The sequence below is a fragment of the Afipia sp. MLSD5-FHT05B12 genome (genome assembly GCF_058793355.1).
Window position 1 is genome coordinate 70,773 of sequence record NZ_JBXAFS010000004.1, and the last position, 22,343, is coordinate 93,115.

At 61.8% G+C, this 22,343-nt stretch carries 24 protein-coding genes and 2 tRNA genes; 13 read left to right on the plus strand and 13 right to left on the minus strand.

The features are described from left to right. Window positions 1-133: 133 nt before the first annotated feature. Window positions 134-940 (plus strand): undecaprenyl-diphosphate phosphatase, encoded by an 807-nt coding sequence (locus tag AC1Q6J_RS07430; protein WP_492278677.1) that lies wholly within the window; start codon window positions 134-136, stop codon window positions 938-940. A 65-nt stretch (window positions 941-1,005) separates the two neighbouring features. Here AC1Q6J_RS07430 and AC1Q6J_RS07435 read toward each other — a convergent pair whose 3' ends face one another. Further along, window positions 1,006-1,974: a complex I NDUFA9 subunit family protein gene (locus AC1Q6J_RS07435; RefSeq protein ID WP_492278678.1), complete on the minus strand. Its 969-nt coding sequence runs from the start codon at window positions 1,972-1,974 to the stop codon at window positions 1,006-1,008. Between the two features lie 149 nt (window positions 1,975-2,123). On the opposite strand from AC1Q6J_RS07435, the gene AC1Q6J_RS07440 reads away from it, so the two are divergent. Together AC1Q6J_RS07440 and AC1Q6J_RS07445 are read left to right on the plus strand one after the other, a co-directional pair. Then, a tRNA-Leu gene (locus AC1Q6J_RS07440) sits at window positions 2,124-2,210 on the plus strand. Between the two features lie 140 nt (window positions 2,211-2,350). Beyond that, window positions 2,351-2,680: a DUF930 domain-containing protein gene (locus AC1Q6J_RS07445; RefSeq protein ID WP_492278960.1), complete on the plus strand. Its 330-nt coding sequence runs from the start codon at window positions 2,351-2,353 to the stop codon at window positions 2,678-2,680. 25 nt (window positions 2,681-2,705) lie between these two features. On the opposite strand, the gene AC1Q6J_RS07450 is transcribed toward AC1Q6J_RS07445, so the two are convergent. From AC1Q6J_RS07450 to AC1Q6J_RS07460, 3 genes are all read right to left on the minus strand, one after another. Further along, window positions 2,706-3,083, minus strand: coding sequence for a hypothetical protein (locus AC1Q6J_RS07450; RefSeq protein ID WP_492278679.1), 378 nt, complete (start codon window positions 3,081-3,083; stop codon window positions 2,706-2,708). Window positions 3,084-3,094: 11 nt separating this feature from the next. Then, the gene (locus tag AC1Q6J_RS07455) at window positions 3,095-3,448 is read right to left on the minus strand and encodes a Cif family virulence factor (protein ID WP_492278680.1); all 354 of its coding nucleotides are present in this window, start codon (window positions 3,446-3,448) and stop codon (window positions 3,095-3,097) included. 113 nt (window positions 3,449-3,561) lie between these two features. After that, a complete protein-coding gene (locus tag AC1Q6J_RS07460) occupies window positions 3,562-4,029 on the minus strand; it encodes a MarR family winged helix-turn-helix transcriptional regulator (RefSeq protein ID WP_492278681.1) in 468 nt (155 codons plus the stop codon). Between the two features lie 174 nt (window positions 4,030-4,203). Here AC1Q6J_RS07460 and AC1Q6J_RS07465 point away from each other — a divergent pair, with 174 nt between their 5' ends. The 8 genes from AC1Q6J_RS07465 to AC1Q6J_RS07500 all read left to right on the plus strand — a co-directional run bounded on the left by AC1Q6J_RS07465 (window position 4,204) and on the right by AC1Q6J_RS07500 (window position 12,314). Next, complete coding sequence (locus AC1Q6J_RS07465) at window positions 4,204-4,818, plus strand: ribonuclease D (protein WP_492278682.1); 615 nt, start codon at window positions 4,204-4,206, stop codon at window positions 4,816-4,818. Between the two features lie 167 nt (window positions 4,819-4,985). Next, window positions 4,986-5,681: an LPS export ABC transporter periplasmic protein LptC gene (gene lptC, locus AC1Q6J_RS07470; RefSeq protein ID WP_492278683.1), complete on the plus strand. Its 696-nt coding sequence runs from the start codon at window positions 4,986-4,988 to the stop codon at window positions 5,679-5,681. Beyond that, entirely contained in the window at window positions 5,678-6,406 is a 729-nt protein-coding gene (locus AC1Q6J_RS07475) for an LptA/OstA family protein (protein ID WP_492278684.1), read from the plus strand. The genes lptC and AC1Q6J_RS07475 overlap by 4 nt, the downstream gene beginning before the upstream one ends. A 109-nt stretch (window positions 6,407-6,515) precedes the next feature. Next, window positions 6,516-7,592 carry an LPS export ABC transporter ATP-binding protein gene (lptB, locus tag AC1Q6J_RS07480; RefSeq protein ID WP_492278685.1) on the plus strand — a complete coding sequence of 359 codons (1,077 nt, stop codon included), beginning with the start codon at window positions 6,516-6,518 and terminating at the stop codon, window positions 7,590-7,592. A gap of 129 nt (window positions 7,593-7,721) precedes the next feature. Next, on the plus strand, window positions 7,722-9,362 hold the full coding sequence (gene rpoN / locus AC1Q6J_RS07485) for an RNA polymerase factor sigma-54 (RefSeq protein WP_492278686.1): 1,641 nt from the start codon (window positions 7,722-7,724) through the stop codon (window positions 9,360-9,362). Between the two features lie 65 nt (window positions 9,363-9,427). After that, complete coding sequence (hpf, locus tag AC1Q6J_RS07490; RefSeq protein ID WP_492278687.1) at window positions 9,428-10,051, plus strand: ribosome hibernation-promoting factor, HPF/YfiA family; 624 nt, start codon at window positions 9,428-9,430, stop codon at window positions 10,049-10,051. A 133-nt stretch (window positions 10,052-10,184) separates the two neighbouring features. Then, window positions 10,185-10,646 (plus strand): PTS IIA-like nitrogen regulatory protein PtsN, encoded by a 462-nt coding sequence (gene ptsN, locus AC1Q6J_RS07495; protein ID WP_492278688.1) that lies wholly within the window; start codon window positions 10,185-10,187, stop codon window positions 10,644-10,646. An 81-nt stretch (window positions 10,647-10,727) separates the two neighbouring features. Beyond that, window positions 10,728-12,314: a tetratricopeptide repeat protein gene (locus AC1Q6J_RS07500; RefSeq protein ID WP_492278689.1), complete on the plus strand. Its 1,587-nt coding sequence runs from the start codon at window positions 10,728-10,730 to the stop codon at window positions 12,312-12,314. A gap of 101 nt (window positions 12,315-12,415) precedes the next feature. Here AC1Q6J_RS07500 and AC1Q6J_RS07505 read toward each other — a convergent pair whose 3' ends face one another. The 9 genes from AC1Q6J_RS07505 to AC1Q6J_RS07545 form a co-directional block, all read right to left on the minus strand. After that, window positions 12,416-12,679: a BQ00720 family protein gene (locus tag AC1Q6J_RS07505; protein WP_492278690.1), complete on the minus strand. Its 264-nt coding sequence runs from the start codon at window positions 12,677-12,679 to the stop codon at window positions 12,416-12,418. A gap of 50 nt (window positions 12,680-12,729) precedes the next feature. After that, window positions 12,730-13,155 (minus strand): Hsp20 family protein, encoded by a 426-nt coding sequence (locus AC1Q6J_RS07510; protein ID WP_006023255.1) that lies wholly within the window; start codon window positions 13,153-13,155, stop codon window positions 12,730-12,732. A gap of 157 nt (window positions 13,156-13,312) precedes the next feature. Next, window positions 13,313-14,410: a sn-glycerol-3-phosphate import ATP-binding protein UgpC gene (locus AC1Q6J_RS07515; protein WP_492278691.1), complete on the minus strand. Its 1,098-nt coding sequence runs from the start codon at window positions 14,408-14,410 to the stop codon at window positions 13,313-13,315. A 10-nt stretch (window positions 14,411-14,420) separates the two neighbouring features. Beyond that, on the minus strand, window positions 14,421-15,269 hold the full coding sequence (ugpE, locus tag AC1Q6J_RS07520) for a sn-glycerol-3-phosphate ABC transporter permease UgpE (RefSeq protein WP_492278692.1): 849 nt from the start codon (window positions 15,267-15,269) through the stop codon (window positions 14,421-14,423). After that, on the minus strand, window positions 15,269-16,150 hold the full coding sequence (ugpA, locus tag AC1Q6J_RS07525) for a sn-glycerol-3-phosphate ABC transporter permease UgpA (protein WP_492278693.1): 882 nt from the start codon (window positions 16,148-16,150) through the stop codon (window positions 15,269-15,271). Before ugpA ends, ugpE begins: the two co-directional genes overlap by 1 nt. A gap of 113 nt (window positions 16,151-16,263) precedes the next feature. After that, window positions 16,264-17,589, minus strand: a complete 1,326-nt coding sequence (gene ugpB, locus AC1Q6J_RS07530) for a sn-glycerol-3-phosphate ABC transporter substrate-binding protein UgpB (protein WP_492278694.1) — start codon at window positions 17,587-17,589, stop codon at window positions 16,264-16,266. Window positions 17,590-17,974: 385 nt separating this feature from the next. After that, the gene (locus tag AC1Q6J_RS07535; protein WP_492278695.1) at window positions 17,975-19,177 is read right to left on the minus strand and encodes a CaiB/BaiF CoA transferase family protein; all 1,203 of its coding nucleotides are present in this window, start codon (window positions 19,175-19,177) and stop codon (window positions 17,975-17,977) included. 200 nt (window positions 19,178-19,377) lie between these two features. Then, window positions 19,378-19,453, minus strand: a tRNA-Ala gene (locus tag AC1Q6J_RS07540). A gap of 97 nt (window positions 19,454-19,550) precedes the next feature. Further along, complete coding sequence (locus AC1Q6J_RS07545; RefSeq protein ID WP_492278696.1) at window positions 19,551-19,967, minus strand: TIGR02300 family protein; 417 nt, start codon at window positions 19,965-19,967, stop codon at window positions 19,551-19,553. Between the two features lie 315 nt (window positions 19,968-20,282). On the opposite strand from AC1Q6J_RS07545, the gene aroA reads away from it, so the two are divergent. Together aroA and cmk are read left to right on the plus strand one after the other, a co-directional pair. Continuing rightward, window positions 20,283-21,620 (plus strand): 3-phosphoshikimate 1-carboxyvinyltransferase, encoded by a 1,338-nt coding sequence (gene aroA / locus AC1Q6J_RS07550; protein WP_492278697.1) that lies wholly within the window; start codon window positions 20,283-20,285, stop codon window positions 21,618-21,620. Further along, window positions 21,617-22,255, plus strand: coding sequence for a (d)CMP kinase (gene cmk, locus AC1Q6J_RS07555; protein ID WP_492278698.1), 639 nt, complete (start codon window positions 21,617-21,619; stop codon window positions 22,253-22,255). The genes aroA and cmk overlap by 4 nt, the downstream gene beginning before the upstream one ends. Window positions 22,256-22,343 lie beyond the last annotated feature (88 nt).

Sequence of the window (22,343 nt, forward strand, 5' to 3'; positions counted from 1 at the left end):
ATGTCAAATCCAAAACTCCACCGGAAATTTAACATTTGCGAGTGGTTCCTCGATCCTAACATTCGCAAGATGGCCTGCTGCAATGGAGTGCGAATGTTAGGGTCGGACCACTTGCACTTCGGATTATCCCCAGATGTTAGCTGATCTTTTGAAGGCCCTCGTTCTCGGAATCGTCGAGGGCGTGACCGAATTCCTGCCGGTGTCGTCCACAGGACATTTGCTGCTTGTGGAACGATTCATGGATCTGGATCGGGATAATTTCTGGAAGACCTTCGCGGTGATGATCCAGCTCGGCGCGATCCTCGCCATTCTGGTGATCTATTTCGGCCGGTTGTGGCGTATCGCCCTCGGCATGTTTTCCGATCCGGCGGCACGGCGATTCGTCATCGGCGTATTGCTGGCGTTTTTTCCCGCGGTGGTTCTCGGACTGATTTTCGGAAGCTTCATCAAGAGCGTGCTGTTCAATCCCTGGGTGGTCTGCTTCACGCTGATCGCCGGCGGCGCCGTGTTGCTCTGGGTCGATCAGCAGGATTTCAAACCGCGCTATCATGACGCCACGGCGTTCTCGCTGCCGATGTATCTCGGCATCGGCGTCGCGCAGTGCGCTGCGATGATCCCCGGCGTGTCACGCTCGGGGGCGTCGATCGTGGCGGCGATGCTGTTCGGCGCCGACAAGCGCGCGGCCGCGGAGTTTTCGTTCTTCCTTGCGATCCCGACCATGGTCGGCGCGTTTGTGTATGATTTCTACAAGAACCGCGGCGAGATGACGATGGACCACGGCCTGATCATCGCATTCGGATTCGTGGTGTCGTTCATCACGGCGATCATCGTGGTGAAGACGTTTCTGGGCTATGTCACCCGCCACGGCTTCGCGCTGTTCGCATGGTGGCGCGTCATCGTCGGCTCGCTCGGACTGATCGCGCTGGCGCTCGGGAAGTAGTTTTCAAACATGCCCGAAGCGCGCTCTGCCTGCCCTCTCCCCCGCTTGCGGGAGAGGGAAAGAGATCACGCGTCCTTGTGCGCGAACTGTCCGGTTTTGCGGTAGCGCCAGAGATAGGATGGCGCGACAGCTTCGAGCGAATCCGGCGTGATCCCCAAGCCTTCCAGCGTCAGCCCCGCCGCTTTCGCAGCCTCCGACACCACGTTGTTGCTGCGCAGAAGCTCGACCTGATCCGGCGTCAGCTTCAGGTCGCCGGGCGCGAATTGCAGGAAGAACGCCTGCAATTTGGCGAGCGGGAACGGCAGCGACACCAGCATGGTGTCGCGATAGGTGATTTTCACGATGGCCTCGATGATCTCCCGCATGGTCATCACTTCGGGGCCGCCGAGTTCGTAGGTCGCGCCCGGCCTGGTCTTGCCGTCGACCGCATCGGCGATGGCATTGGCAACGTCACCGACATAGACCGGCTGCAATTTCGTCAGTCCGCCGCCGATCAGCGGCAGCACCGGCGAGATGCGCGCGAGGCCCGCGAAACGGTTGGTGAAATGGTCTTCGGGGCCGAACACCACGGAGGGACGCAGAATCGTCGCCGCCGGCGCAGCCGCGAGCACAGCCGCTTCGCCGGCGGCCTTGGCGCGCGCATAGCGCGAAGTTGAGTTCGCGTCCGCTCCGATCGCCGACACATGCACCACGCGCGCGCCGATCTCGCTCGCCGTGCGTGCCATGGTCTCCGCGCCCTTGGCCTGAACCGCGTCGAAGGTCTGCGCACCGCCCTCGGACAGAATGCCCACCAGGTTGACGACCACGCTCGCGCCGCGCGCCGCCGCCTGCACCGAGGCCGGATATCGCAGATTCGCCTGAACGGCGTGAATCTGGCCGACCCTGCCCAGGGGTTGCAGATGACCGGCCAATTCCGGCCGCCGGACCCCGACCCTGATGCGATAGTCGCGCTTGGCGAGCGCCCGGATCACATGCCGGCCGAGAAAACCCGATCCTCCGAAGATCGTGACAAGCGTATCGATACGGGCTGACATGGGCTGGTTCCTGCGCAAATAAACGAAGCGGGGACGGTGGCCCCGCCAATTTCCGCGATACGCCATCATCCTCGCGCTGTACAGGCTAATCCCGCATCACCAGCCCAATTTGACAAGCGCGCGCCCTGTCCTTAGTAACCGCACCCAATGCCCAGGTGGCGGAATTGGTAGACGCGCTGGCTTCAGGTGCCAGTGGCTTAACGGCCGTGAAGGTTCGAGTCCTTTCCTGGGCACCATAGATTCGAAAACGGCCTCCTCCCCGGAGGTCAGGTTTTCCGAAACGGTGCATCCTCATCCCGCGTTTCGGTGGGCTTTTGTGAAAATTAACGCCGTTGTCCTGATCGCCGCGCTGTTTCCGGCCGCTCCGTGTCTTGCGATGGACGCGCGGTTCGCAGCAAGCCTGAAGAAGCTCGATCCGCAAACACGGCTGGAACAGGTCTGCGATCTTGAGGCCATGAGCCGGATCAACCGCGACGCCAATTCCTATCGTCCCGACCGCGCCAAGACAGACGTGCTGTCCCATCCGCGGCATGCGGGCGACACCGTCACCGGCAAGGGCGGCGCCTTCCGCAGCAAGGGGCGATGGTATTCGTTCTCCTTCGCATGCAAGGGATCGCCTGACCACATGAAGGTGCTGTCGTTCAGCTACAAGATCGGCGAACTGATTCCCGAATCGAAGTGGGCGGCGCTGGGGCTGTGGCGCTGACGATTTTGCGCTGCCGGCTGCCGGCTCAGGCGACCTGATAGGCGTAAACGCCAAGGCAGACGAAGCCAAAGAACCCATCGAGGGTCGTGATCATGGCAAGCCGTGGCCTCCAGCGGCCGGTGGAATGAGCATGCATATCCTTGGCGAACTGCGACAGGTTGGCAACCGCGACGATCAGCAGGACGGCGGTCTGGACCGCGGCGCCGCCGATGAGTCCGTAAATGCAGGCGACCAGAATCGAGACGTTCATCGCGCCGAGGAATTGCATCATGTCCTGCGCGACGACATTCACGGGCCGCTCGAATGTGTGCGATCCGAGCATCCGGCCAGTCAGGCCCAGAAAATAAAACGCAGCCGCGGCGTGCCAGAGGGCAGCCAGTCCCAGCAGAATGTTGGTCCACATACCGAGATCCTTCATTTCCCGTAGAACGCTTCGCTGCGGATCACGCGATCGTCTGGCCCGAAGTCCATGAACTCGCTGGCGCGGACATCGTCGAGCTGCCACCAGATGGTGAGACGCGATAACTCGTCGTCCCAGCTCGATGACAGCACCCGGAGATCGGCCTGCCGGATGTGGCCGTAAGCTTTCCGCCAGTAACTGCGAATCTCCGGCGCGCCCTTCACGACCGCCGATCCCGTGAGGGTGACGGCAAGCGGGCTGCGCATTTCCGCATCGTCGGCGAGGTGAGAAACGACGGCGTCGATATCGACCTTTCGCCAGCTGGCTTCCCAATGCCGGGCAAAATCCCTCGCGGCAGTTCTGTCCATGCGCGTCTCTCCCCGGACGATGTCTAGAAGATACTGGCAGCGGGACATCCTCATGTCAACATAGTTGACCTTAGGATGTAAGGGCGCCGGAGGGCTGGCGGCGAACTGCGCCGTCAGGTGCTGTCGGCGATCGATGCCATTACCCGCATCCATGCGGATGCGCCGGACGCGCCGGCTTCTGAGAAAGCTTTCTTCATCACCCGGCGCTCGAGCTCCGACGCGCGGTGTTCGATCTTCTCGCCCGCCGAGGTCAGGCCGAGGATCTTGTAGCGATGCTGATCGGCATCGCGCCTGGAGACGACAAGGTTCTGGTCCAGCAGATGCTTCAGGGGGCGATGCAGCGCCTGCTTGCTGATGCCCAGAATGTCCTGGAGCAATCCGACCGTCACATCAGATTTGCGCGCGATGACGTACAGGATGCGATGATGGACCCGCGAAAGCCCGACCGTCGCCAGATACGCGTCGGCCTTTTCAGTCATTCCGCGCCAGCCGAAAAACATCAGTTCGAGCGCGGGATCGAGTTCGTGAATCGTCGCAAGCCCGGCTTGATGGGCGGATGCGCGGCGGCGTTTTGTGACCATCGCGGCAGCATATCTCCTGCGGCAGGCGCTTCAACCCGGTCCATCGTCATTGCCAACGGGGACGGGCGCGGTTATGCGGAGCGGATTGGGCCCGTCCTCCCCCTCGTCGGCAGGGGATTTGGGCGGTAGTTTAGGCCCGTCGATTCGAACACTCTGCAAAGGTTTTGACAGACCATGACCATCCGCCTGCATCGCGGCGACCTGCCGGATCTTTCGCGCTACACGCAGTCGGTGGCGATCGACACCGAGACGCTGGGGCTCAACCCGCACCGCGACCGGCTCTGCGTGATCCAGTTGTCGAACGGCGACGGCACCGCGGACGTGGTGCAGATTCCTGCCGGCCACACCGATGCGCCGAATCTGAAGAAGCTGCTCGGCGATCCCAAGGTCACCAAGATTTTTCATTTCGCGCGGTTCGATCTCGCCGTGCTGTTTCATGCGTTCGGCGTGATGCCGGAGCCGGTCTACTGCACCAAGATCGTCTCGCGGCTGGTCCGCACCTACACCGACCGTCATGGGCTGAAGGACCTGGTGCGCGAGGTGCTCGGCGTCGATCTGTCGAAGCAGCAGCAGTCGAGCGACTGGGGTGCGGCGTCACTGACCGATGCGCAGCTCGCCTATGCGGCGTCCGACGTGCTGCACCTCCACGCGCTGCGCGAAAAGCTCGATGCGATGCTGGCGCGCGAGAACCGCGAGGCGCTCGCCGCCGCCTGCTTCCAGTTTCTGCCCGCCCGCGCGCGGCTCGACCTTCAGGGCTGGGAAAACGACGACATCTTCGCCCATTCATAATCCTGCCGTTTGCGGCCCAATCCCGCCATTTGCAGCGAAGTTTGCCCGGTTTCCGTCACTTTTTTGCTCTTTGCCAAGTGCTTGGTGGGCCAAGACAAATGCCGGGCTGCAAAATGGTGCGTCATTGCGTAGAATGACGGCGCCATCCCGGCGTTTCGGAGCATGTTTTGTCGGTTCAGGGCCAGAGCTATCAGGCTGGAGCGGATGCGCGCTATGCGAAAGCGCGGCGTCATAGCCGCCGCGTGCGCCAGATGCGCCTGGCCGTGCCGGTGATGGTGGCCGCCGCGATGCTGACGATCATCGGCATCTCGCTGTTCAACCCGTTCAGGATTCTTTCAAAGCTGCCGATCGATATTGGCAAGCTCGGAGTCTCGGGCACCAAGATCACGATGGACTCGCCGCACCTTGCGGGCTTCACGCCGGACAATCGCCCGTATGAGCTTTGGGCCAAATCAGCGATTCAGGACGTGACCAAACCGAACAACGTCGAACTCAACGAATTGCGCGCGAAAGTTCAGATGGAAGACAAGACAGGCATCACCATGGATGCGCGCACCGGGCTGTTCGATACCAAAACCCAGTTGCTGGATCTGAAGGACAACATCTTCCTGCAATCCTCCACGGGCTATGAGGCGCGGCTGACCCAGGCCACCGTCGATATCGGCGGCGGCTCGGTGTCGTCGGATGAACCCGTGGCGGTGAAATTGCTGAACGGAACGCTCGACGCCAGGCGTCTCAGAATAACCGAAAATGGCGCGCTGGTGCGCTTCGAAGGCGGCGTCTCGATGATCCTGATCCCGGAAGAGCCGAAGGATGCGCCGAACGCCGTTCAGGCTCCCGCGCGGGATGCTGCTGCAAGATGATTTTTGGGATGATGAAGATTTACAACGGTCCTGAGGCCATGCGCGCGATCGTGCGCGCGCTGTCTGTCGGTGCGCTCGCGGCGGTCCTGTGTTGCCCGGCGGATGCGCATGCCCAGAGTTCGGCAACGGGTGTGCCCAACGCGATGCAGGGCTTTTCGCAGAACCGCGACAAGCCGATTCAGATCGACGCCGCGTCGCTCGAAATGCGCGACAAGGACAAGGCCGCGACGTTCAGCGGCAATGTAAAGGTTGTGCAGGGCGACACCACCATGCTCTGCAAGACGCTGGTGGTGTTCTACGATAACGAGCCTTCCGGCCCCAGGAAGACGGCGATGAAATCCGCGACGCCCGGCCCGAGCGGAAGCTCGTCGATCAAGCGGCTTGAGGCGCAGGGCGGCGTCATCGTCACGCAGAAGGATTCGACCGTCACGGGCGATCGCGGTGTGTTCGACATGCGCGCCAATACCGTCACGATGCATGGCAATGTGTTGCTGACCAAGGAAAAGAACGTGCTGCGTGGCGATCGCCTCGTTGTCGATCTCACCACCGGGGTCTCCCGGGTCGAATCGAACAGCGGACGCGTGCAGGGCGTCTTTCAGGCCGCTCCCAGCGGGGCGCCGGCAGGCGGCAACTCCGGCGGCCCGCAACCGTCAACAACACCGAGCGCTCCCGGAAAACCGCTTAAACTCAATGACTTGGCGACTCCCCGAAAGCGCAGCAGTTGAACCGGGAACAGCAAGCCTGTATCACGCAGCCCCTGAACATCTGGGGATGGGCAATACGGCTCCGGTCCATCATGTTCAGGCAACAACCCAAAGGCTGAATTAAGCGGGCATGGTGGATCTCCTGCGCATCTTTCGTCGTCGAGGCCCGGCGCGTGGACGGCAGGGCTTTGCCCGCTCGCAGCAGGACGGCCTGCGCCAGGACATCACGTCCTTGGCCGCGCGAATGGGCGACATCTTCAAGCCGGCCGCGGGCGAGAAGCCTCTGACCAGCCGCGAGAACGCGCCGGTCAGGCGCGAAGCCGTCGCGGCAATCCCGCGCGATCCTCCGGCGCTTGCGCCCCATGAGCCGTCCGCGTTCACGCATGACGCGCCGCCCATTCCTCGCAATCTGTCGCGGGATGTGCCGCGAGAGCAGCCGCGCAGCCGCGCGGCGTCTAACGGCGCGACACCGCGTGCGCAGCACTCGGGTTATCTCGCCGTTCACGGCGTCGAGAAGAGTTTCGGCACGCGCAAGATCGTGCATGGCGTGAGCATTTATGTCCGCCGCGGCGAAGCCGTCGGCATTCTCGGTCCGAACGGCGCCGGCAAGACCACCTGCTTCTACATGATTACCGGCCTCATCAAGCCGGATCGCGGCCGCGTCGAGCTCGATGGCCACGATGTGACGCAGTTGCCGATGTATCAGCGTGCGCGGCTCGGCATCGGTTATCTGCCGCAGGAAGCGTCGATCTTTCGCGGGCTGTCTGTCGAAGACAACATTCGCGCGGTGCTGGAAGTGGTCGAGCCGGACAAGCGCAAGCGCGAACGCGAACTGGATTCGCTGCTCGACGAATTCAACATCACGCGGCTGCGGAAATCGCCCTCCATCGCCTTGTCCGGCGGTGAACGCCGGCGCGTCGAAATTGCGCGCGCGCTGGCATCGCGTCCCAACTACATGCTGCTCGACGAGCCCTTCGCCGGCATCGACCCGATCGCGGTCGGCGATATTCAGCAACTGGTGCGGCATCTCACACAGCGCGGCATCGGCGTTCTGATTACCGACCACAATGTCCGCGAGACGCTGGGGCTCACCGACCGCGCCTATATTGTCTATGCAGGCGAGGTGCTGACCGAGGGCAACCCGAACGAAATCGTCAACGATCCGGACGTGCGCCGCCTTTATCTGGGCGAGGAATTCCGGCTCTGATTCACCTTGATCAGGGATTTCGGGCGGCGGGCGCAGTATCCCAAATTTTCAAAACGTCAAGCCGTGTACAAGCGCGCAGGAAAGATATAAGCAAGAAACGGACCAACTTTTGGACCGGATCTGGTTTTTATGGCCCTGACGCAGAGATTAGAGTTCCGCCAGTCGCAGTCGCTGGTGATGACGCCGCAGCTGATGCAGGCGATCAAGCTGCTGCAACTGTCGAATCTCGATCTCGTGGCCTTCGTCGAGGACGAGCTTGAGCGCAATCCGCTGCTCGAGCGGGCAAATCAGGATGGTGCCCCCGATCATGGCGAACCCGCCTCCGGCCACGCCGAGGCCGATGGCGGGGACTTTTCCGACGGTGCGGAATTCTCCTCAGGCGCGGACGGCGAACGGTCTTCGGACAGCTTTGAGGCCGGCGCCGAGGAGTGGATGGCCCCGGATCTCGGGACCCGCACCGAGATCGAGCAGACCCTCGACACCGGCATGGAGAACGTGTTTCCGGAGGAGCCCGCGGACGCCGCTGCGCGCAATGCGCAGGATGCCGCGCCGACCGCCTATACCGAATGGGGCGGCGGCGCCTCCAACGATGACGACTACAATCTCGAAGCGTTTGTCGCAGCGGAGACGACGCTGAGCGGACATCTCGCCGAGCAGCTGGCGGTCGCATTCCCCGATCCGGCGAGCCGCATGATCGGGCAGTACCTGATCGATCTTGTCGACGACGCGGGCTATGTGCCGCCCGATCTCGGCGATGCCCACGAAAAACTCGGCGCCTCGCAAGAGGCCGTCGAGGCAGTCCTCGCGGTTTTGCAGAAGTTCGATCCGCCCGGCGTGTGCGCGCGCAGTTTGAGCGAATGTCTCGCGATCCAGTTGCGCGAGCGTGACCGTTACGATCCCGCGATGCAGGCGCTGGTTGAAAATCTCGATCTGCTGGCGAAGCGCGACATCGCGTCGTTGCGGAAAATCTGCGGTGTCGATGACGAGGACATCGCCGACATGATCGGCGAGATCCGCCATCTCGATCCCAAGCCCGGCCTGAAGTTCGGATCGGCCAAGGCGCAAAGCGTCGTGCCGGATGTCTATGTTCGTCCGGGACCGGACGGCGGCTGGCATGTCGAACTCAACAGCGACACGCTCCCAAAAGTTCTGGTCAATCAGGTCTACTATTCGCAACTGTCGAAAACCATCCGCAAGGATGGCGACAAATCCTATTTCACCGATTGTCTGCAAAACGCGACATGGCTGGTGCGCGCGCTGGACCAGCGGGCGCGGACGATCCTGAAAGTAGCGACCGAAATCGTTCGCCAGCAGGATGGCTTCTTCACGCAGGGCGTCGCGCATCTGCGTCCGCTTAATTTGAAGGCAGTCGCGGACGCCATCCAGATGCACGAATCGACCGTCTCGCGGGTGACCGCGAACAAGTACATGGCGACCAACCGCGGCACCTTTGAACTCAAATATTTCTTCACCGCCTCGATTGCATCGGCCGATGGCGGCGATGCGCATTCAGCGGAAGCCGTGCGGCACCGCATCAAACAGCTGATCGATGCGGAAAGCCCGACGGCCATTCTCTCGGACGACACCATCGTGGAACGATTGCATGGCGACGGCATTGATATAGCCCGGCGCACGGTCGCGAAGTATCGTGAAGCCATGCGTATTCCCTCGTCCGTGCAGCGCCGCCGCGACAAGCAGAGCATGCTCGGCACAGCATTAACATCGGCTGCCCCGGCCGTGGACAGATCCCGCGACACAGCAACCGCTTGACTGCGCCACCAAGAAGCGGAACGCTGAGACCGTCCGAACTGCCAGTCCGAAAGTGAGGTAACGTCATGACACTCCGGGTCTCTGGAAAAAGCATCAGCATCGGTGAAGCCCTGCGTGATCGCGTCAGTGAGCGAACGGAGGAAGTCCTCCGGAAATATTTCGATGGCAACTACTCAGGCCACATCACGCTCAGCAAGGATGGTTTCGGCTTTCGCACCGATTGCTCGCTTCATCTGGATTCGGGAATCACGCTCGAGGCGGATTCCATGGCCGCCGATGCTTATGCGAGCGCGGACCAGGCGCTGCTGCTGATCGAGAAGCGCCTGCGCCGTTACAAGAGCCGTCTGAAAGATCGCTCCGCGCGCAAGGCGCATGCGGCCACCGCTGCGCTGTCCGACCTCAACGGCGCGGGATATGGCGGGCCGGGTCTCGATGCGCCGAGCTATGTGATTGAAGCGCCATCCGACGACAATGCCGCCGAATTCAATCCCGTCATCATCGCGGAGGCGGTGACCTCGCTGAAGCGGTTTTCAGTGAGCGAGGCGGTCATGGAACTTGATCTGACCGGAGCGGCGGTGATGGTTTTCCAGCATGGCGGCAGTGGCCGGGTGAACGTGATATACCGGCGGCCGGACGGCAATGTCGGCTGGGTGGATCCCCCGACTGTTGCAGAGCCGGTTGACGCCTAGGGCGAGCCTAACTATGGTCCGCGACCTTTCAGGGATGCGGACCAGACTTTGGCTCGAATGGCCCTTGACGCCGCCCGGTCTGAGACCAATTTTGTAAGTTCACCAACGGCTTAACTCACCCTCGGAACGCTCCATGACGATTACCGATCTGGTCGCACCCGAGGCGATTCTCCCTGCGTTGAAAGTCAACAGCAAGAAGCAGGCGCTTCAGGAACTCGCCGCGCGTGCCGCCGTTCTCACCGGCCAGAACGAACGCTCGATCTTCGAGGTGCTTCTCCAGCGCGAGAAACTGGGAACCACCGCCGTTGGTTACGGCGTGGCGATTCCTCACGGCAAACTGCCGAAGCTCGACAAGTTGTCCGGCCTGTTCGCGCGCCTGGATCGTCCGATCGACTTTGAAGCGATGGACGGTCAGCCGGTCGATCTGGTGTTCCTGCTGCTGGCTCCCGAAGGCGCCGGCGCGGATCATCTGAAAGCGCTGGCGCGGATTGCGCGGCTGCTGCGCGATCAGGACGTCGCCAAGAAGCTGCGCGCGTCAAAAGATGCGCAGGCGCTGTATTCGGTGCTGGCGCTGCCGCCGGCGACGGCGGCCTGAAACGGACTTCCTACCCATGGCGCAGCGAGAGCCCGCCACCGGTAAGCTCATTGTGTAAAACCGGGCCGCGTATAACATTTGATGCGCGCTCAGGCTGATCTGCGGAAAAATCCGCAGCGCCTCACGCGCTGGAAGCTGCGGGGGCAGAACGTGATGAAGCGGTTCTTGATCGCGCTGGTCTGCATATTCGCGCCCTTCATTGCTCTGGCTGAAACCGATCAGGACTGGAAATCGTGCGAGGCCGAAGATGCCGACGCGGCCATCGCGTCGTGCATGCGCCTGCTCGAGACCGGCAAGCTCGACGATAAGGGCCGGGCCGTCGTCCTGACCAATCGCGCTACAGCCCACTGGCGCAAGGCTGATTTTGATCAGGCAATTGTGGATGCCAACAAGGCTATCGAGATCGACGTTCAGTACGCGCCGGCCTATGTGAGGCGTGGCGGCTCATATGGCGGCAAGGGAGATCATGATCGTGCGATCGCCGACGCCACCCAAGCTATAGCGCTCGATCCACGGGATTTCAGGCCTTACGCAAATCGCGGATTGGCATACGCCCGGAAGGGCATGTTTGATCAAGCCATGGCCGACGCCGAGAAGGCGATAGCGATCAACCCAAAAGATGCCCGCGTGCATGCTGCGCGCGGAGATGTCTACGCTCAAAAGGGCGACATGGACCGGGCAGTTGCCAACTTCACAAAAGCAATTGAGATCGATCCAAAACTCTTTGGTGCTTATGGTGGCCGCGGCAACGCGTTGTCGCGTAAGGGTGAGTATGACCAGGCAATTGCCGATTATGCTAAACTGATTGAAATCAAGCCGAAGGACGCCAGCGCTTACGCTGGCCGCGGTAACGCTTACGCTCGCAAGGGGGATTACGAGCGAGCTATCGCCGATTCGAGCAAGGCTATCGAGATCGATCCAAAGTATCACAGCGCCTATGGCGTCCGCGGTAGCGCCTATGCCTACAAGGGCGACTATGATCAGGCAATTACCGACTATACCAAGCTGATTGAAATCGGTCCGAAGGACGCCCGCGTCTACGATGGCCGTGGCAATGTCTATGCGGGCAAGGGCGACTACGATCGGGCAATTGTCGATTTCACCAAGTCGATTGAAACGGACTCGAATTTCACAAACGCCTACCGCAATCGCGGAAGCGCCTACGAACGTAAGGGAGATTACGAGGCGGCGGTTGCCGATTACGCGCGAGCAATGGAATTCGATCCAAAGAATTTTACATACGCCAGATCTCTGGGGTTGATGAAGTTTTTGGCAGGCGACTTCAGGGGTGCTTCCAGCGATCTTTCACGTGCCCTTGCATTACGACGCGATATTTACGTAACGCTGTTTCTTTATCTAGCGCGCAAGCGTGCGGGGGAGATGGCGGAAACAGAACTGGAGGCAAACGCCAAACAACTTCCGATCGAGATTTGGCCCTACGCTCTGGCAGAGCTTTATCTCGGGAAGCGTTCTGCCGCTCAATTGATGGCTGCGGAATCGACGAATAACATTCGCTGCCAAACACAATTCTATGTCGGCGAGTGGTACGTGCTTAACGGGAACGTGGAGGAGGGGCTGAAGGCTCTGGACGCCGCCGCCCAGTCGTGCCCCAAGGATTTGCTCGAAGCCAAAGCCGCCGTCGCCGAACTGAAGCGGCTAAAGCCATAAGCTGCACAACATACAACATACCCTCAAACAAAAAGCGGCAGCGCTCGCCGCGCTACCGCTTCGTTTACGATCGTCGCATTCCTGCGCGGCTTGCGGCCTGCTCAGTGAACGCTGACGGTCTCGAGTTCGTTGCTCCATGCATTCGCGATCGCCGCCTCGCGGCTGTCGGTCAGCATGATCGGCGTGCCGTCGGCAGCGTGAAGCGCGAACAGCTTCAGGCCGGGCGCGATCTGCGGTGCCTGCGGGAAAAGTCCCGGCACGTCTTCCGAGCGAATCTGTTTGACGTAAGCGATATGGCCTTCGCCCAAAGTAGCCAGCGCCTCCGGAGAGACGGCGGGTTCGAAGATGACATTACCTTCAGTCATGGTCTCGACTCCTTGTAGGTGTTAAGCGGTCGAGTCCGCTACTCGTTCCATTATTCGTGCTCATTGATGGCTATCGTCTTAACGACCCGTTCAGGCTCGGGACGAGCCAGATCGATCGACAGCAGGCCGTTCTTCAGGTCTGCGCCGATGACATACATCCCGTCGGCCAGCACGAAGGTGCGCTGGAAATGCCGCGCGGCGATGCCGCGGTGGATGTACTGCCGGGTCTTGTCGTCCTGCTGGCGGCCCCGGATCACGAGCTGGTTTTCCTCAGTGGTTACATCGAGTTGGTCGCGGGTAAACCCTGCGACCGCCAGCGTGATCCGCAGGCGCTCGGGCTGGCCGTCATCACGGCCGCACCGCTCGATGTTGTAAGGAGGATAACCATCCGCGCCTTTCACGACGCGATCGAGCGCACGCTCGATTTCGTCGAATCCCAAAAGGAACGGACTCGATAGCGAAGGAACACGAGACATTCACAAAGTCCTCTCGAAGCGACTTTGGGTCGGAGCCCTTGCGGCACTCCTTCCTGGGTTCCCGGCAGCCTTGCGGCCTGCCGGTTGAAACAAATATGGCGATGCCGGTTGCGTTGTTCAAGCGCCTCTAACCGCCCGTAAACAGAGGCAAAACCAGCTAACCGGCCAGCCGGCTGCGGCCGTCGGCGCTGAACAGGTGCAGTTTATCCCGCGTTGCAGAAACCCTGATTCGCTCGCCAACGGCGGGGGCGGCTTCTCCGGGCAACCGGACGATGATCTCGCCGGGAGGCAGCTCGCCCGGCCTGGCGCTGACAGTTGGCCCGTCGCCGTCGCGCGCCCTCGTGCCATAGACGAATGTTTCCGCGCCGACCCGCTCAATGGCGTCCACCACGAGTTCGAGCGCGAGTCCTCCCTGCGCCGCGCCGGCGATGGCGAAGTCTTCCGGACGGACGCCGAGGATGGCGTCTCCGGGCGCCTTGATCTGCAACGCGTCAAGCAGCCCGCCAAGATCGTTCGCCTTCACCGGCAGCAGATTCATCGGCGGCGCGCCGATAAAAGACGCGACAAAGGTGGTGGCGGGCTTGCGATAGATGTCGAGCGGCTTGCCGATCTGCTCGACCACGCCGCCGTTCATCACCACCAGAATGTCGGCGAGCGTCATCGCCTCCAGCTGATCGTGGGTGACGTAGATCGAGGTGGTCTTGAGGCGGCGTTGCAGCTTGCGGATTTCGACCCGCATCGCGATGCGCAGCTTGGCATCAAGATTCGACAGCGGCTCGTCGAACAGGAACACCTTCGGCTGCCGCACAATGGCGCGTCCCATGGCGACGCGCTGGCGCTGGCCGCCGGACAATTGCCGTGGCTTGCGCTCGAGCATCGGCGTGATTTCGAGAATCTGCGCGGCCTCGCGGACGCGCGTATCGATCTCGGGCTTCGGCATGCCGCGATTGCGCAGGCCGTAGGCCATGTTGTTGTAGACGCTCATGTGCGGATAGAGCGCGTAGTTCTGAAACACCATGGCGATGTCGCGGTCGGCCGGCTCGATCTCGTTGACCACGCGGCCGCCGATGTCGATGGTGCCGCCGGTGATGGTCTCCAGTCCCGCCACCATGCGCAGCAGCGTGGACTTTCCGCATCCGCTGGGTCCGACCAGCACGCAGAACTGTCCGTCGCCAACCTCGAAGTTGATGCCCTTGATGGCGTCGACGCCGCCGGGATAGGTCTTGCGGACATCGTGCAGAATGACGTTAGCCATCTCTTGATTCCTACTTCTCGGTCTCGACCAGCCCGCGGACGAACAGTTTCTGCATCAGGATCACGACAGCTACCGGCGGCAGCATTGCCAGCACGGCAGTCGCCATCGCCAGCTGCCATTCCGCCAGTTCGTCCGTTGTCGTCAGCATTTTCTTGATGCCGGTCACAATGGTCTGCATCGAATCCTGCGTGGTGATCAGCAGCGGCCACAGATACTGATTCCAGCCGTAAATGAACTGGATCACGAACAGCGCGGCGATGGTGGTGATCGACAGCGGCAGCAGGGTATCCTTGAAGAAGCGGAACGGACCGGCGCCGTCGATCTTCGACGCCTCGAGAAGCTCGTCGGGGATGGTCATGAAGAACTGCCGGAACAGCAGCGTGCCGGTGGCCGAGGCGATCAGGGGCAGGATCAGCCCGGCATAGGTGTCGAGCATGTGCAGATCGGCGACCACCTTGTAGGTCGGATAGATGCGGACTTCGACCGGCAGCATCAAGGTGACGAAGATAATCCAGAATGCGGTCTTGCGGAAAGGAAAGCGGAAATACACCACGGCGAATGCCGACAGGATCGAAATGCAGATCTTGCCCACCGCGATGCCGATCGCGGAGATGAAAGAATTCATCAGCATGTGACCGACCGGCTCGCGGCTGGCGCGTGAACCGCCGACGAAGATCGCCCGGTAATAATTTTCGAGGGTGTGACCACCGGGGGAGAGCGGCATGTTTCCGGTGACCACCGTGGCCGCGTCGTGCGTCGAAGCGATCAGCGCCAGATAGACCGGGAAGACGACGATGAAAACGCCGAAGATCAGGATCGCATAGGCGACGAAATCGCGCAGCGGACGATGCTCGACCATCAGTACTGCACCTTGCGTTCGACATAACGGAACTGGACAGCGGTGAGCGCGATGACGATCACCATCAGCACCACGGACTGCGCAGCGGAGCCGCCGAGATCGCCGCCGAGGCGTCCGTCGGCGTAGACCTTGTAGACCATGGTTGTGGTCGCGCCGGCCGGGCCGCCGCCTGTGACGGCATCGATGATGCCGAATGTGTCGAAGAAGACGTAGACAACATTCACCACCAGCAGGAAGAACATGGTTGGCGACAAGAGCGGAAAGACGATGGTCCAGAACCGGCGCAGGGGACCGGAGCCGTCGATGGCGGCGGCTTCCAGTACGCTCTTGGGAATCGCCTGGAGACCGGCGAGGAAGAACAGGAAGTTGTAGGAAATCTGCTTCCAGACCGCGGCCATCACAACCAGGGTCATGGCGTGGTTGCCGTTCAGCAGCGGATTCCAGTCGAAGCCAAACGCGCGCAGCGGGCGCGCCAGCGTGCCGAGCGAGGGATGGAACATGAAGATCCACAGCACGCCGGCGATCGCCGGCGCTACGGCATAGGGCCAGATCAGGAGGGTCTTGAAGGCCGGCGCCGCTTTCAGGTTCTTGTCGGCCTGGGTGGCAAACAGGAGAGCGATGCTGAGCGACAGCAGCGCGACGAGGGTTGAGAACACCACGGTCGTCAGCATCGCCTTGTAATATTCAGGCTGCGCGAACAGCGCCTCGTAATTCTCCAGACCGACGAATTCCGACGCAAGGCCAAATGCATCTTCGCGCTTGAACGATTGCCAGACCGCCTGACTTGCGGGCCAGTAGAAGAATACGAAAGTGATGACGAGCTGCGGTGTCAGCAGCAGGTATGGCAGCAGCTTGTTGTTGAAGGTGGCGGTCTTTTCCATTGGCGGCTATTCGGTCGCGCTGGAGTGGATGCCGCACACTCCCTGACCCCTCCCCGCGAGGGGGAGGGGGGATACTGACGCGACGCGCGCGGTCGTGCGAGTAAACACCCGGCCTACTTCGCGGTTTTCTCGAACGTCCGCAGCATGGCGTTGCCGCGGCTGACGGCTGCATCGAGCGCATCCTTGGCGGTCTTCTGGCCGGCAAGTGCGGCCTCAAGCTCTTCCGCCCAGAGGTCGCGCATCTGCACCATGTTGCCGAAACGCAAGCCGCGTGAATTCTCCGTCGGCTCCTTGTTGGTGAGCTCCTTCAGCGGTGTCTGTAGCGTCGGGTTCTTTTCGTAGAAGCCGTCCGCCTTGGTCTTCTCATAGGCCGCCTTGGTGATCGGCAGATAGCCGGATTCCTGGTGCAGCTTGGCCTGACGATTGGTGTCGGACAGGAAAGCGAAGAACTTGGCGACGCCCCTGTATTCGTCGGGCTTCTTGCCGCCCATCACCCAGAGCGACGCGCCGCCAATGATCGAGTTCTGCGGCGCTCCGGCGGCGTCCGGATAATACGGCATCGGCGCGGAGGTGAACGCGAACTTGGCGGTGCCCTTGGCAGTGGCGTAGTAGCCGGACGAGGTCAGGAACAGCGGGCACTCGCCGGAGGCGAAACGGCTTTCGCTCGCATTGGCGCGGCCGGAATAGTCGTAGGTCTTGTCCTTTTGCAGGTCGATCAGGTTCTGCAGGTGCTTGATGTGCAGCGGCGAGTTGAACTTCAGCACGGTGTCGAAACCATCGAGGCCGTTCGCCTTGGTGCCGATCGCGACATTGTGCCAGGCGGAGAACTGTTCGATATGCGCCCAGGATGCCCACGCATTGGAAAATCCGCAGGTGGTGTATCCGGCCGCCTTCAGCTTCTTCGCGGCGTCGAAAACCTGCGGCCAGGTCTTCGGAATCTCCGCGATGCTGGCTTTCTTCAGCGCGTCGAGATTGACCCACATCACCATCGAAGATGAGTTGAAGGGGAAGGACAGCATGTCGCCCTTCGCGGTCGAATAGTAGCCGGTGATCGCGGGGAGATAGGCCTTCGGGTCGAACGGCTCGTTGGCGTCCTTCATGAGCTGGTAGACCGGCTTGATGGCGCCCGTGGCGCTCATCATCGTCGCCGTGCCGACCTCGAACACCTGGATGATGTGCGGTGCGTTGCCGGCGCGGAATGCGGCGATGCCGGCATTCATGGTGTCGGGATAACTTCCCTTGAAGGAAGGGACGACCTTGTAGTCGCTCTGCGAGGCGTTGAAATCAGCCGCGAGCCTGTTGACGATATCGTTGTTGCCGCCGGTCATGGCGTGCCACCACTGAAGCTCGGTGACAGCGTGGGCGGGCGTTGCAAAAGCAAGAACGGTCGAAGCAGCCAGGCCCAAGAAAGCCTGAAAGCCCATCTGGCGGATTGTCATCGATATTTTCTCCCTGAAGCCGTCATCATCGTTGCGCGGGTAACAGCGCCGGATGACGTGCTGGTGACGCGGGATGGTAAGCGGGGAGGGTCGCCTGTGGGAAGCCCTAAATGGCTTCGACCTTGGGCGCAGACGGCCTCAGGGCCGTGATGCAGGCAATCCGCCGATGCGCGAATTGATCACTGTCAGGGCGACGGTCACAATGGCCGTCGTCCCGAGCGAGGGCTAGTGTCCCGTATCTGACGTTCGCTTCATTTCTCAGCACCTTCCGAGCGAACGTCGGATACGAAAGGACACTAGCAAACTATGATTCTAGTGATCCTTTGGTTCTGACATTCGCAAAAGTGCCTGCGGAAGATACAATACGAATGTCAGAACCGGATCACTAGCGCTTGCGTTCCCCGACTACCACGCCGGAGGCGCGAAGGTCGGCGATCTCTTTCGCCGAGTAGCCGAACTCTCCGAGAACCTCGTCGGTATGCTGGCTGTATTTCGGCGGCACGCGGCGCAGGCTGGCCTTGGTGCGATCGAAACGGATCGGCGAGGCGACGCCCTTGTACCAGTCCTTTTCGATGATATCGCCGCGATGCTTGGTGTGCTCGTTGGCCAGCGCCTTGTCGATTGATTGCACGGGGCCGGCCGGAAGACCCGCCGCGAGCAGACGGCGGCACAGCGGCTCGCTGTCCTCGTCCTTCAGGATATCAACGAGTACGGCGCGCAACTCGTCACGATGCGCGATACGGTCGCGATTGCGCGCGAAGCGCGGATCGGTCCCGAGCTCGGGCTTGCCGAGCTCCTTCATCAGCTTGCGGAAGGTGCCGTCATTGCCCACCCCCATGAAGATGTCGCCGTCGCGCGCCGGAAACACTGCGTAAGGAACGAGGTTCGGATGCTCGTTGCCGGTGAGCGCCGGAGGCTTGCCATGGAGGAAATAGTTCGCGGTGTGCGGATGCATGATCGCGAGGCCGGTTTCATAGAGCGTGGTCTCGAGGAACTGACCCTTGCCGGACCTGGCGCGTTCCGCCAGCGCCATCAGGATGCCGACAGCGGCATAAAGCCCCGTCGTCATGTCGACGAGTGCGACGCCAATGCGGGTCGGGCCACTCTGCGGCGATCCGGTCGAGGCCATCAGGCCGACCATGGACTGAATGATCGCGTCGTAGCCCGGGTGTCCGCCGTGCGGTCCGTCCGCGCCGAATCCGGAAATGCGGCAGTGGATAAGCCTGGGGAATTTCTCGCGCAGAAAATCATTGCCGATGCCCCATTTGTCGAGCGTTCCCGGTTTGAAGTTTTCGGTGAGAACGTCGGCGGTCTCGAGCATCTTCATCAGCACCGCGCGGCCGCCTTCCGACGCAAGGTCGAGGGCGATCGAACGCTTGTTGCGATTGGTGCCGATGAAATAAGCCGCGTCGTCGTCGTGGAACGGAGGGCCCCAGTCGCGCGTCTCGTCGCCGGCTGGCGGTTCGACCTTCACGACATCCGCGCCGTGGTCGGCGAGGATCTGCGTGCAGTAGGGACCACCAAGCACGCGCGTCAGGTCGATCACGCGTAGTCCGGCCATTGCCCCGGTCGCGGTTTGGGATGTCATTGAGTCAGCCTTCGATCAACGGAGAATGAAAGATGATGCCGCAGCGATGCAGTGTGGCACATTGAAAGAATTCGGATGGCGGCGTCAATATCGCGGCCGATTGGCATCCATGCGCGCGCGCATACGCCGCCGCCGCTCTGTTCAGTGAGCGAACGTCACGCGTTAAAATCAATTTCGCTGATTGAAATCTTGAGAGAGGCTGGTGGAGCCAGGCGGGATCGAACCGCCGACCTCTTGCATGCCATGCAAGCGCTCTCCCAGCTGAGCTATGGCCCCGAACACCTCACCGCGCGGTGGGACAGCGCGGTTTAGAACATTTGAGTCGGCGCGCGACGTGCGCGCCAGCCCGAACAATCACACTTGAGAACTTATCTCAAGTCTCTTCGTCACCCGAGACGTCGCCGATGATGTCGGTGACGTCTTCGTCGTCTTCCTCGTCCTCGGCGATGAAGGTCGAATCATCATCGTCGTCGTCGGCAAGGGTCTCATCGACTTCGATATCGTCCTCGGATTCCGGCAGCACGGCCTTGACCTTGCCGCTGCTCTCTTCGGCGTCGGCCTCTTCGAGCGAGACCAATTCTTCGGCCTCCGCGGGCTCCGGCACGATGCTGGCCGCGTTCGCGGCGGCCGCGCGTGCGGCTGCGTCAGCGCGCGTGCGTGGCGGAGGCACCGGCGCGATCGGCACGATCTCGCCAGTGTACGGCGAAATCACCGGGTTTTTGTTGAGGTCATAGAACTTTTTGCCCGTGGTCGGGCAAATGCGCTTGGTTCCGAGATCGGCTTTGGCCACGGTTTATAGTCCTGAGAATGTCTTGAAAAAGCGGTGCTTCACTTGGCTAGTTGCGCCGCCGCTGTCAATAGCGGTTTGGGGGATAAATGACCGGCCCGTGACGTCCTGTAAACCCCGTGGTAGGAGCCGCCTACCCGAGTGTCCCGAGTCCGAAGCTCGCACGGCCATGCAGCAGGTTCTTATGCGAGCTTCGGCCTCGAAGGACACTCGCAAATCTTATGATTCTGGTGTGGTTTAGGTTCAGAAGCTCGCTTGAGGACTCGCGGAGCAACGAAGCGAGCTTCTGAACTACCACACCAGCGAGGAAACGCCATCTTGACCCATTCCGACCACCCAACCCCGCTGGAATCGCGTGCGGCGGGCGCTCTCAGCGGCCGTGTCCGCGTTCCGGGCGACAAATCGATCTCTCACCGGGCCCTGATTCTGGGCGCGTTGGCTGTGGGTGAAACCCGGATATCTGGGCTTTTGGAAGGCGAGGACGTTCTTAACACCGCCAGGGCCATGGCCGCGCTCGGAGCGCGGGTCGAGCGGACCGGGGAGGGGACCTGGTCGGTCCGCGGCGTCGGGGTCGGCGGCTTCAAGGCGCCGGACGCGCCGCTCGATTTCGGCAACAGCGGGACCGGATGCCGCCTCGCCATGGGCGCGGTGGCGGGATGTCCAGTCGCCGCGACGTTCGATGGCGATGCGTCGCTTCGCAAGCGGCCGATGCGCCGGATTCTCGACCCGCTGGAATTGATGGGCGCGCGCGTGACATCAAGCGCGGACGGCGGACGGCTGCCGATGACCCTGCAAGGTGCCCGCGATCCGATTCCGGTCACCTATCGCACGCCGGTCGCGTCGGCGCAGATCAAGTCGGCGGTGCTGCTGGCGGGATTGTCCGCTCCGGGCGTTACGACCGTGATCGAGCAGGAAGCCAGCCGCGATCACACCGAACTGATGCTGACGCATTTCGGCGCGCATGTGGTAACGACGAAAGAGGGCGCCCATGGCCGCAAGATCGCGCTCACAGGGCAGCCTGAACTGCGCGGCGCCGACGTGGTCGTGCCGGCTGATCCCTCATCCGCGGCGTTTCCGATTGTCGCCGCGCTGATCGTGCCGGAATCCGACGTCACGCTGACCGACATCATGACAAACCCATTACGGACGGGGCTTTTCACGACATTGCGCGAAATGGGCGCCTTGATCGAGGAGAGCCATCAGCGGGGCGATGCCGGCGAGCCGATGGCGCAATTCCGCGTGCGCGCGTCGCAGCTGCGCGGCGTGACCGTGCCGCCGGAACGCGCGCCGTCGATGATCGACGAGTATCTCGTGCTTGCGGTTGCCGCCGCGTTTGCCGAAGGCGTCACCACCATGCGCGGGTTGCAGGAACTGCGCGTCAAGGAATCTGACCGGCTCGAGGCGACCGCGGACATGCTGCGCGTCAACGGCGTCGAGGTGGAAATTTCCGGTGACGATATGATCGTGGTGGGCAAGGGTCATGTGCCCGGCGGCGGGTTGGTCGCGACCCATATGGATCACCGCATCGCGATGTCGGCGCTGGTCATGGGCATGGCATCCGATGCGCCGGTGAAAATCGACGACACCGGGTTCATCGCAACCAGCTTCCCCGATTTCATCCCGATGATGCGCGGCTTAGGGGCGGATTTCTCATGATCATCGCCATCGACGGCCCGGCGGCGTCCGGGAAAGGCACGCTCGGCAAGCGCCTGGCCCACCATTACGGCTACCGCCATCTCGACACCGGGGTGATTTATCGCGCGGTCGCCCAGGCGTTGCTGGAGATGGGGGCCGATCTGAGCAACGAAGCCCTCGCGGTCGCTGCGGCGATGGAACTCGACCCCGAAAAGTTCGGCAATCCGGTCCTGAAAACCCAGAAAGTGGGTGATGCGGCCTCGGTGGTGTCGGCAATTCCCAAGGTCAGGGAAGTACTTATCAACTTTCAGCGGCAGTTTGCGGCGGACCCTCCGGGCGCGGTACTCGACGGCCGCGACATTGGAACCGTGATCTGCCCGGATGCCGACGTGAAGATTTTTGTGGTGGCGGACCCTCATGTCCGGGCGCGCCGCCGCACTCTGGAGGCCCGTGCCCGGGGCGAGGCGGCGGACGAGGCCGCGGTGCTGGCGGACATCCTGAAGCGCGACGAGCGCGACCGGAACCGGGCTACAGCGCCTTTAAAAGCGGCCCCGGATGCATACTTGCTGGATAACTCTCAGTTGGATATAGAGAGCGGCGTCCGGGCTGCCATCGACATTGTCGAGGCCGTCCGAGCGGGCCGGCCGAGGGACTAATCAACTTTATCATGTCCCCGCCGTCATTGGAGGAATGCCCGCTCCCGGTCTTTTGAGGTCGATTTTCGTCTCAGCTCCGGACAGCAGA

Bases quoted from the DNA above. Each gene is read 5' to 3' on its own strand.
- AC1Q6J_RS07465 (WP_492278682.1), top strand. From the start codon at position 4,204: ATGACCATCCGCCTGCATCGCGGCGACCTGCCGGATCTTTCGCGCTAC.
- ugpA (WP_492278693.1), bottom strand. From the start codon at position 16,150: ATGGAAAAGACCGCCACCTTCAACAACAAGCTGCTGCCATACCTGCTG.
- ugpE (WP_492278692.1), bottom strand. From the start codon at position 15,269: ATGGTCGAGCATCGTCCGCTGCGCGATTTCGTCGCCTATGCGATCCTG.
- cmk (WP_492278698.1), top strand. From the start codon at position 21,617: ATGATCATCGCCATCGACGGCCCGGCGGCGTCCGGGAAAGGCACGCTC.
- AC1Q6J_RS07475 (WP_492278684.1), top strand. From the start codon at position 5,678: ATGATTTTTGGGATGATGAAGATTTACAACGGTCCTGAGGCCATGCGC.
- AC1Q6J_RS07430 (WP_492278677.1), top strand. From the start codon at position 134: ATGTTAGCTGATCTTTTGAAGGCCCTCGTTCTCGGAATCGTCGAGGGC.
- rpoN (WP_492278686.1), top strand. From the start codon at position 7,722: ATGGCCCTGACGCAGAGATTAGAGTTCCGCCAGTCGCAGTCGCTGGTG.
- AC1Q6J_RS07505 (WP_492278690.1), bottom strand. From the start codon at position 12,679: ATGACTGAAGGTAATGTCATCTTCGAACCCGCCGTCTCTCCGGAGGCG.
- AC1Q6J_RS07515 (WP_492278691.1), bottom strand. From the start codon at position 14,410: ATGGCTAACGTCATTCTGCACGATGTCCGCAAGACCTATCCCGGCGGC.
- AC1Q6J_RS07435 (WP_492278678.1), bottom strand. From the start codon at position 1,974: ATGTCAGCCCGTATCGATACGCTTGTCACGATCTTCGGAGGATCGGGT.
- AC1Q6J_RS07500 (WP_492278689.1), top strand. From the start codon at position 10,728: ATGCGCGCTCAGGCTGATCTGCGGAAAAATCCGCAGCGCCTCACGCGC.
- AC1Q6J_RS07450 (WP_492278679.1), bottom strand. From the start codon at position 3,083: ATGTGGACCAACATTCTGCTGGGACTGGCTGCCCTCTGGCACGCCGCG.
- AC1Q6J_RS07510 (WP_006023255.1), bottom strand. From the start codon at position 13,155: ATGTCTCGTGTTCCTTCGCTATCGAGTCCGTTCCTTTTGGGATTCGAC.
- hpf (WP_492278687.1), top strand. From the start codon at position 9,428: ATGACACTCCGGGTCTCTGGAAAAAGCATCAGCATCGGTGAAGCCCTG.
- AC1Q6J_RS07455 (WP_492278680.1), bottom strand. From the start codon at position 3,448: ATGGACAGAACTGCCGCGAGGGATTTTGCCCGGCATTGGGAAGCCAGC.
- AC1Q6J_RS07445 (WP_492278960.1), top strand. From the start codon at position 2,351: ATGGACGCGCGGTTCGCAGCAAGCCTGAAGAAGCTCGATCCGCAAACA.
- AC1Q6J_RS07460 (WP_492278681.1), bottom strand. From the start codon at position 4,029: ATGGTCACAAAACGCCGCCGCGCATCCGCCCATCAAGCCGGGCTTGCG.
- lptB (WP_492278685.1), top strand. From the start codon at position 6,516: ATGGTGGATCTCCTGCGCATCTTTCGTCGTCGAGGCCCGGCGCGTGGA.
- ptsN (WP_492278688.1), top strand. From the start codon at position 10,185: ATGACGATTACCGATCTGGTCGCACCCGAGGCGATTCTCCCTGCGTTG.
- AC1Q6J_RS07535 (WP_492278695.1), bottom strand. From the start codon at position 19,177: ATGACATCCCAAACCGCGACCGGGGCAATGGCCGGACTACGCGTGATC.
- ugpB (WP_492278694.1), bottom strand. From the start codon at position 17,589: ATGACAATCCGCCAGATGGGCTTTCAGGCTTTCTTGGGCCTGGCTGCT.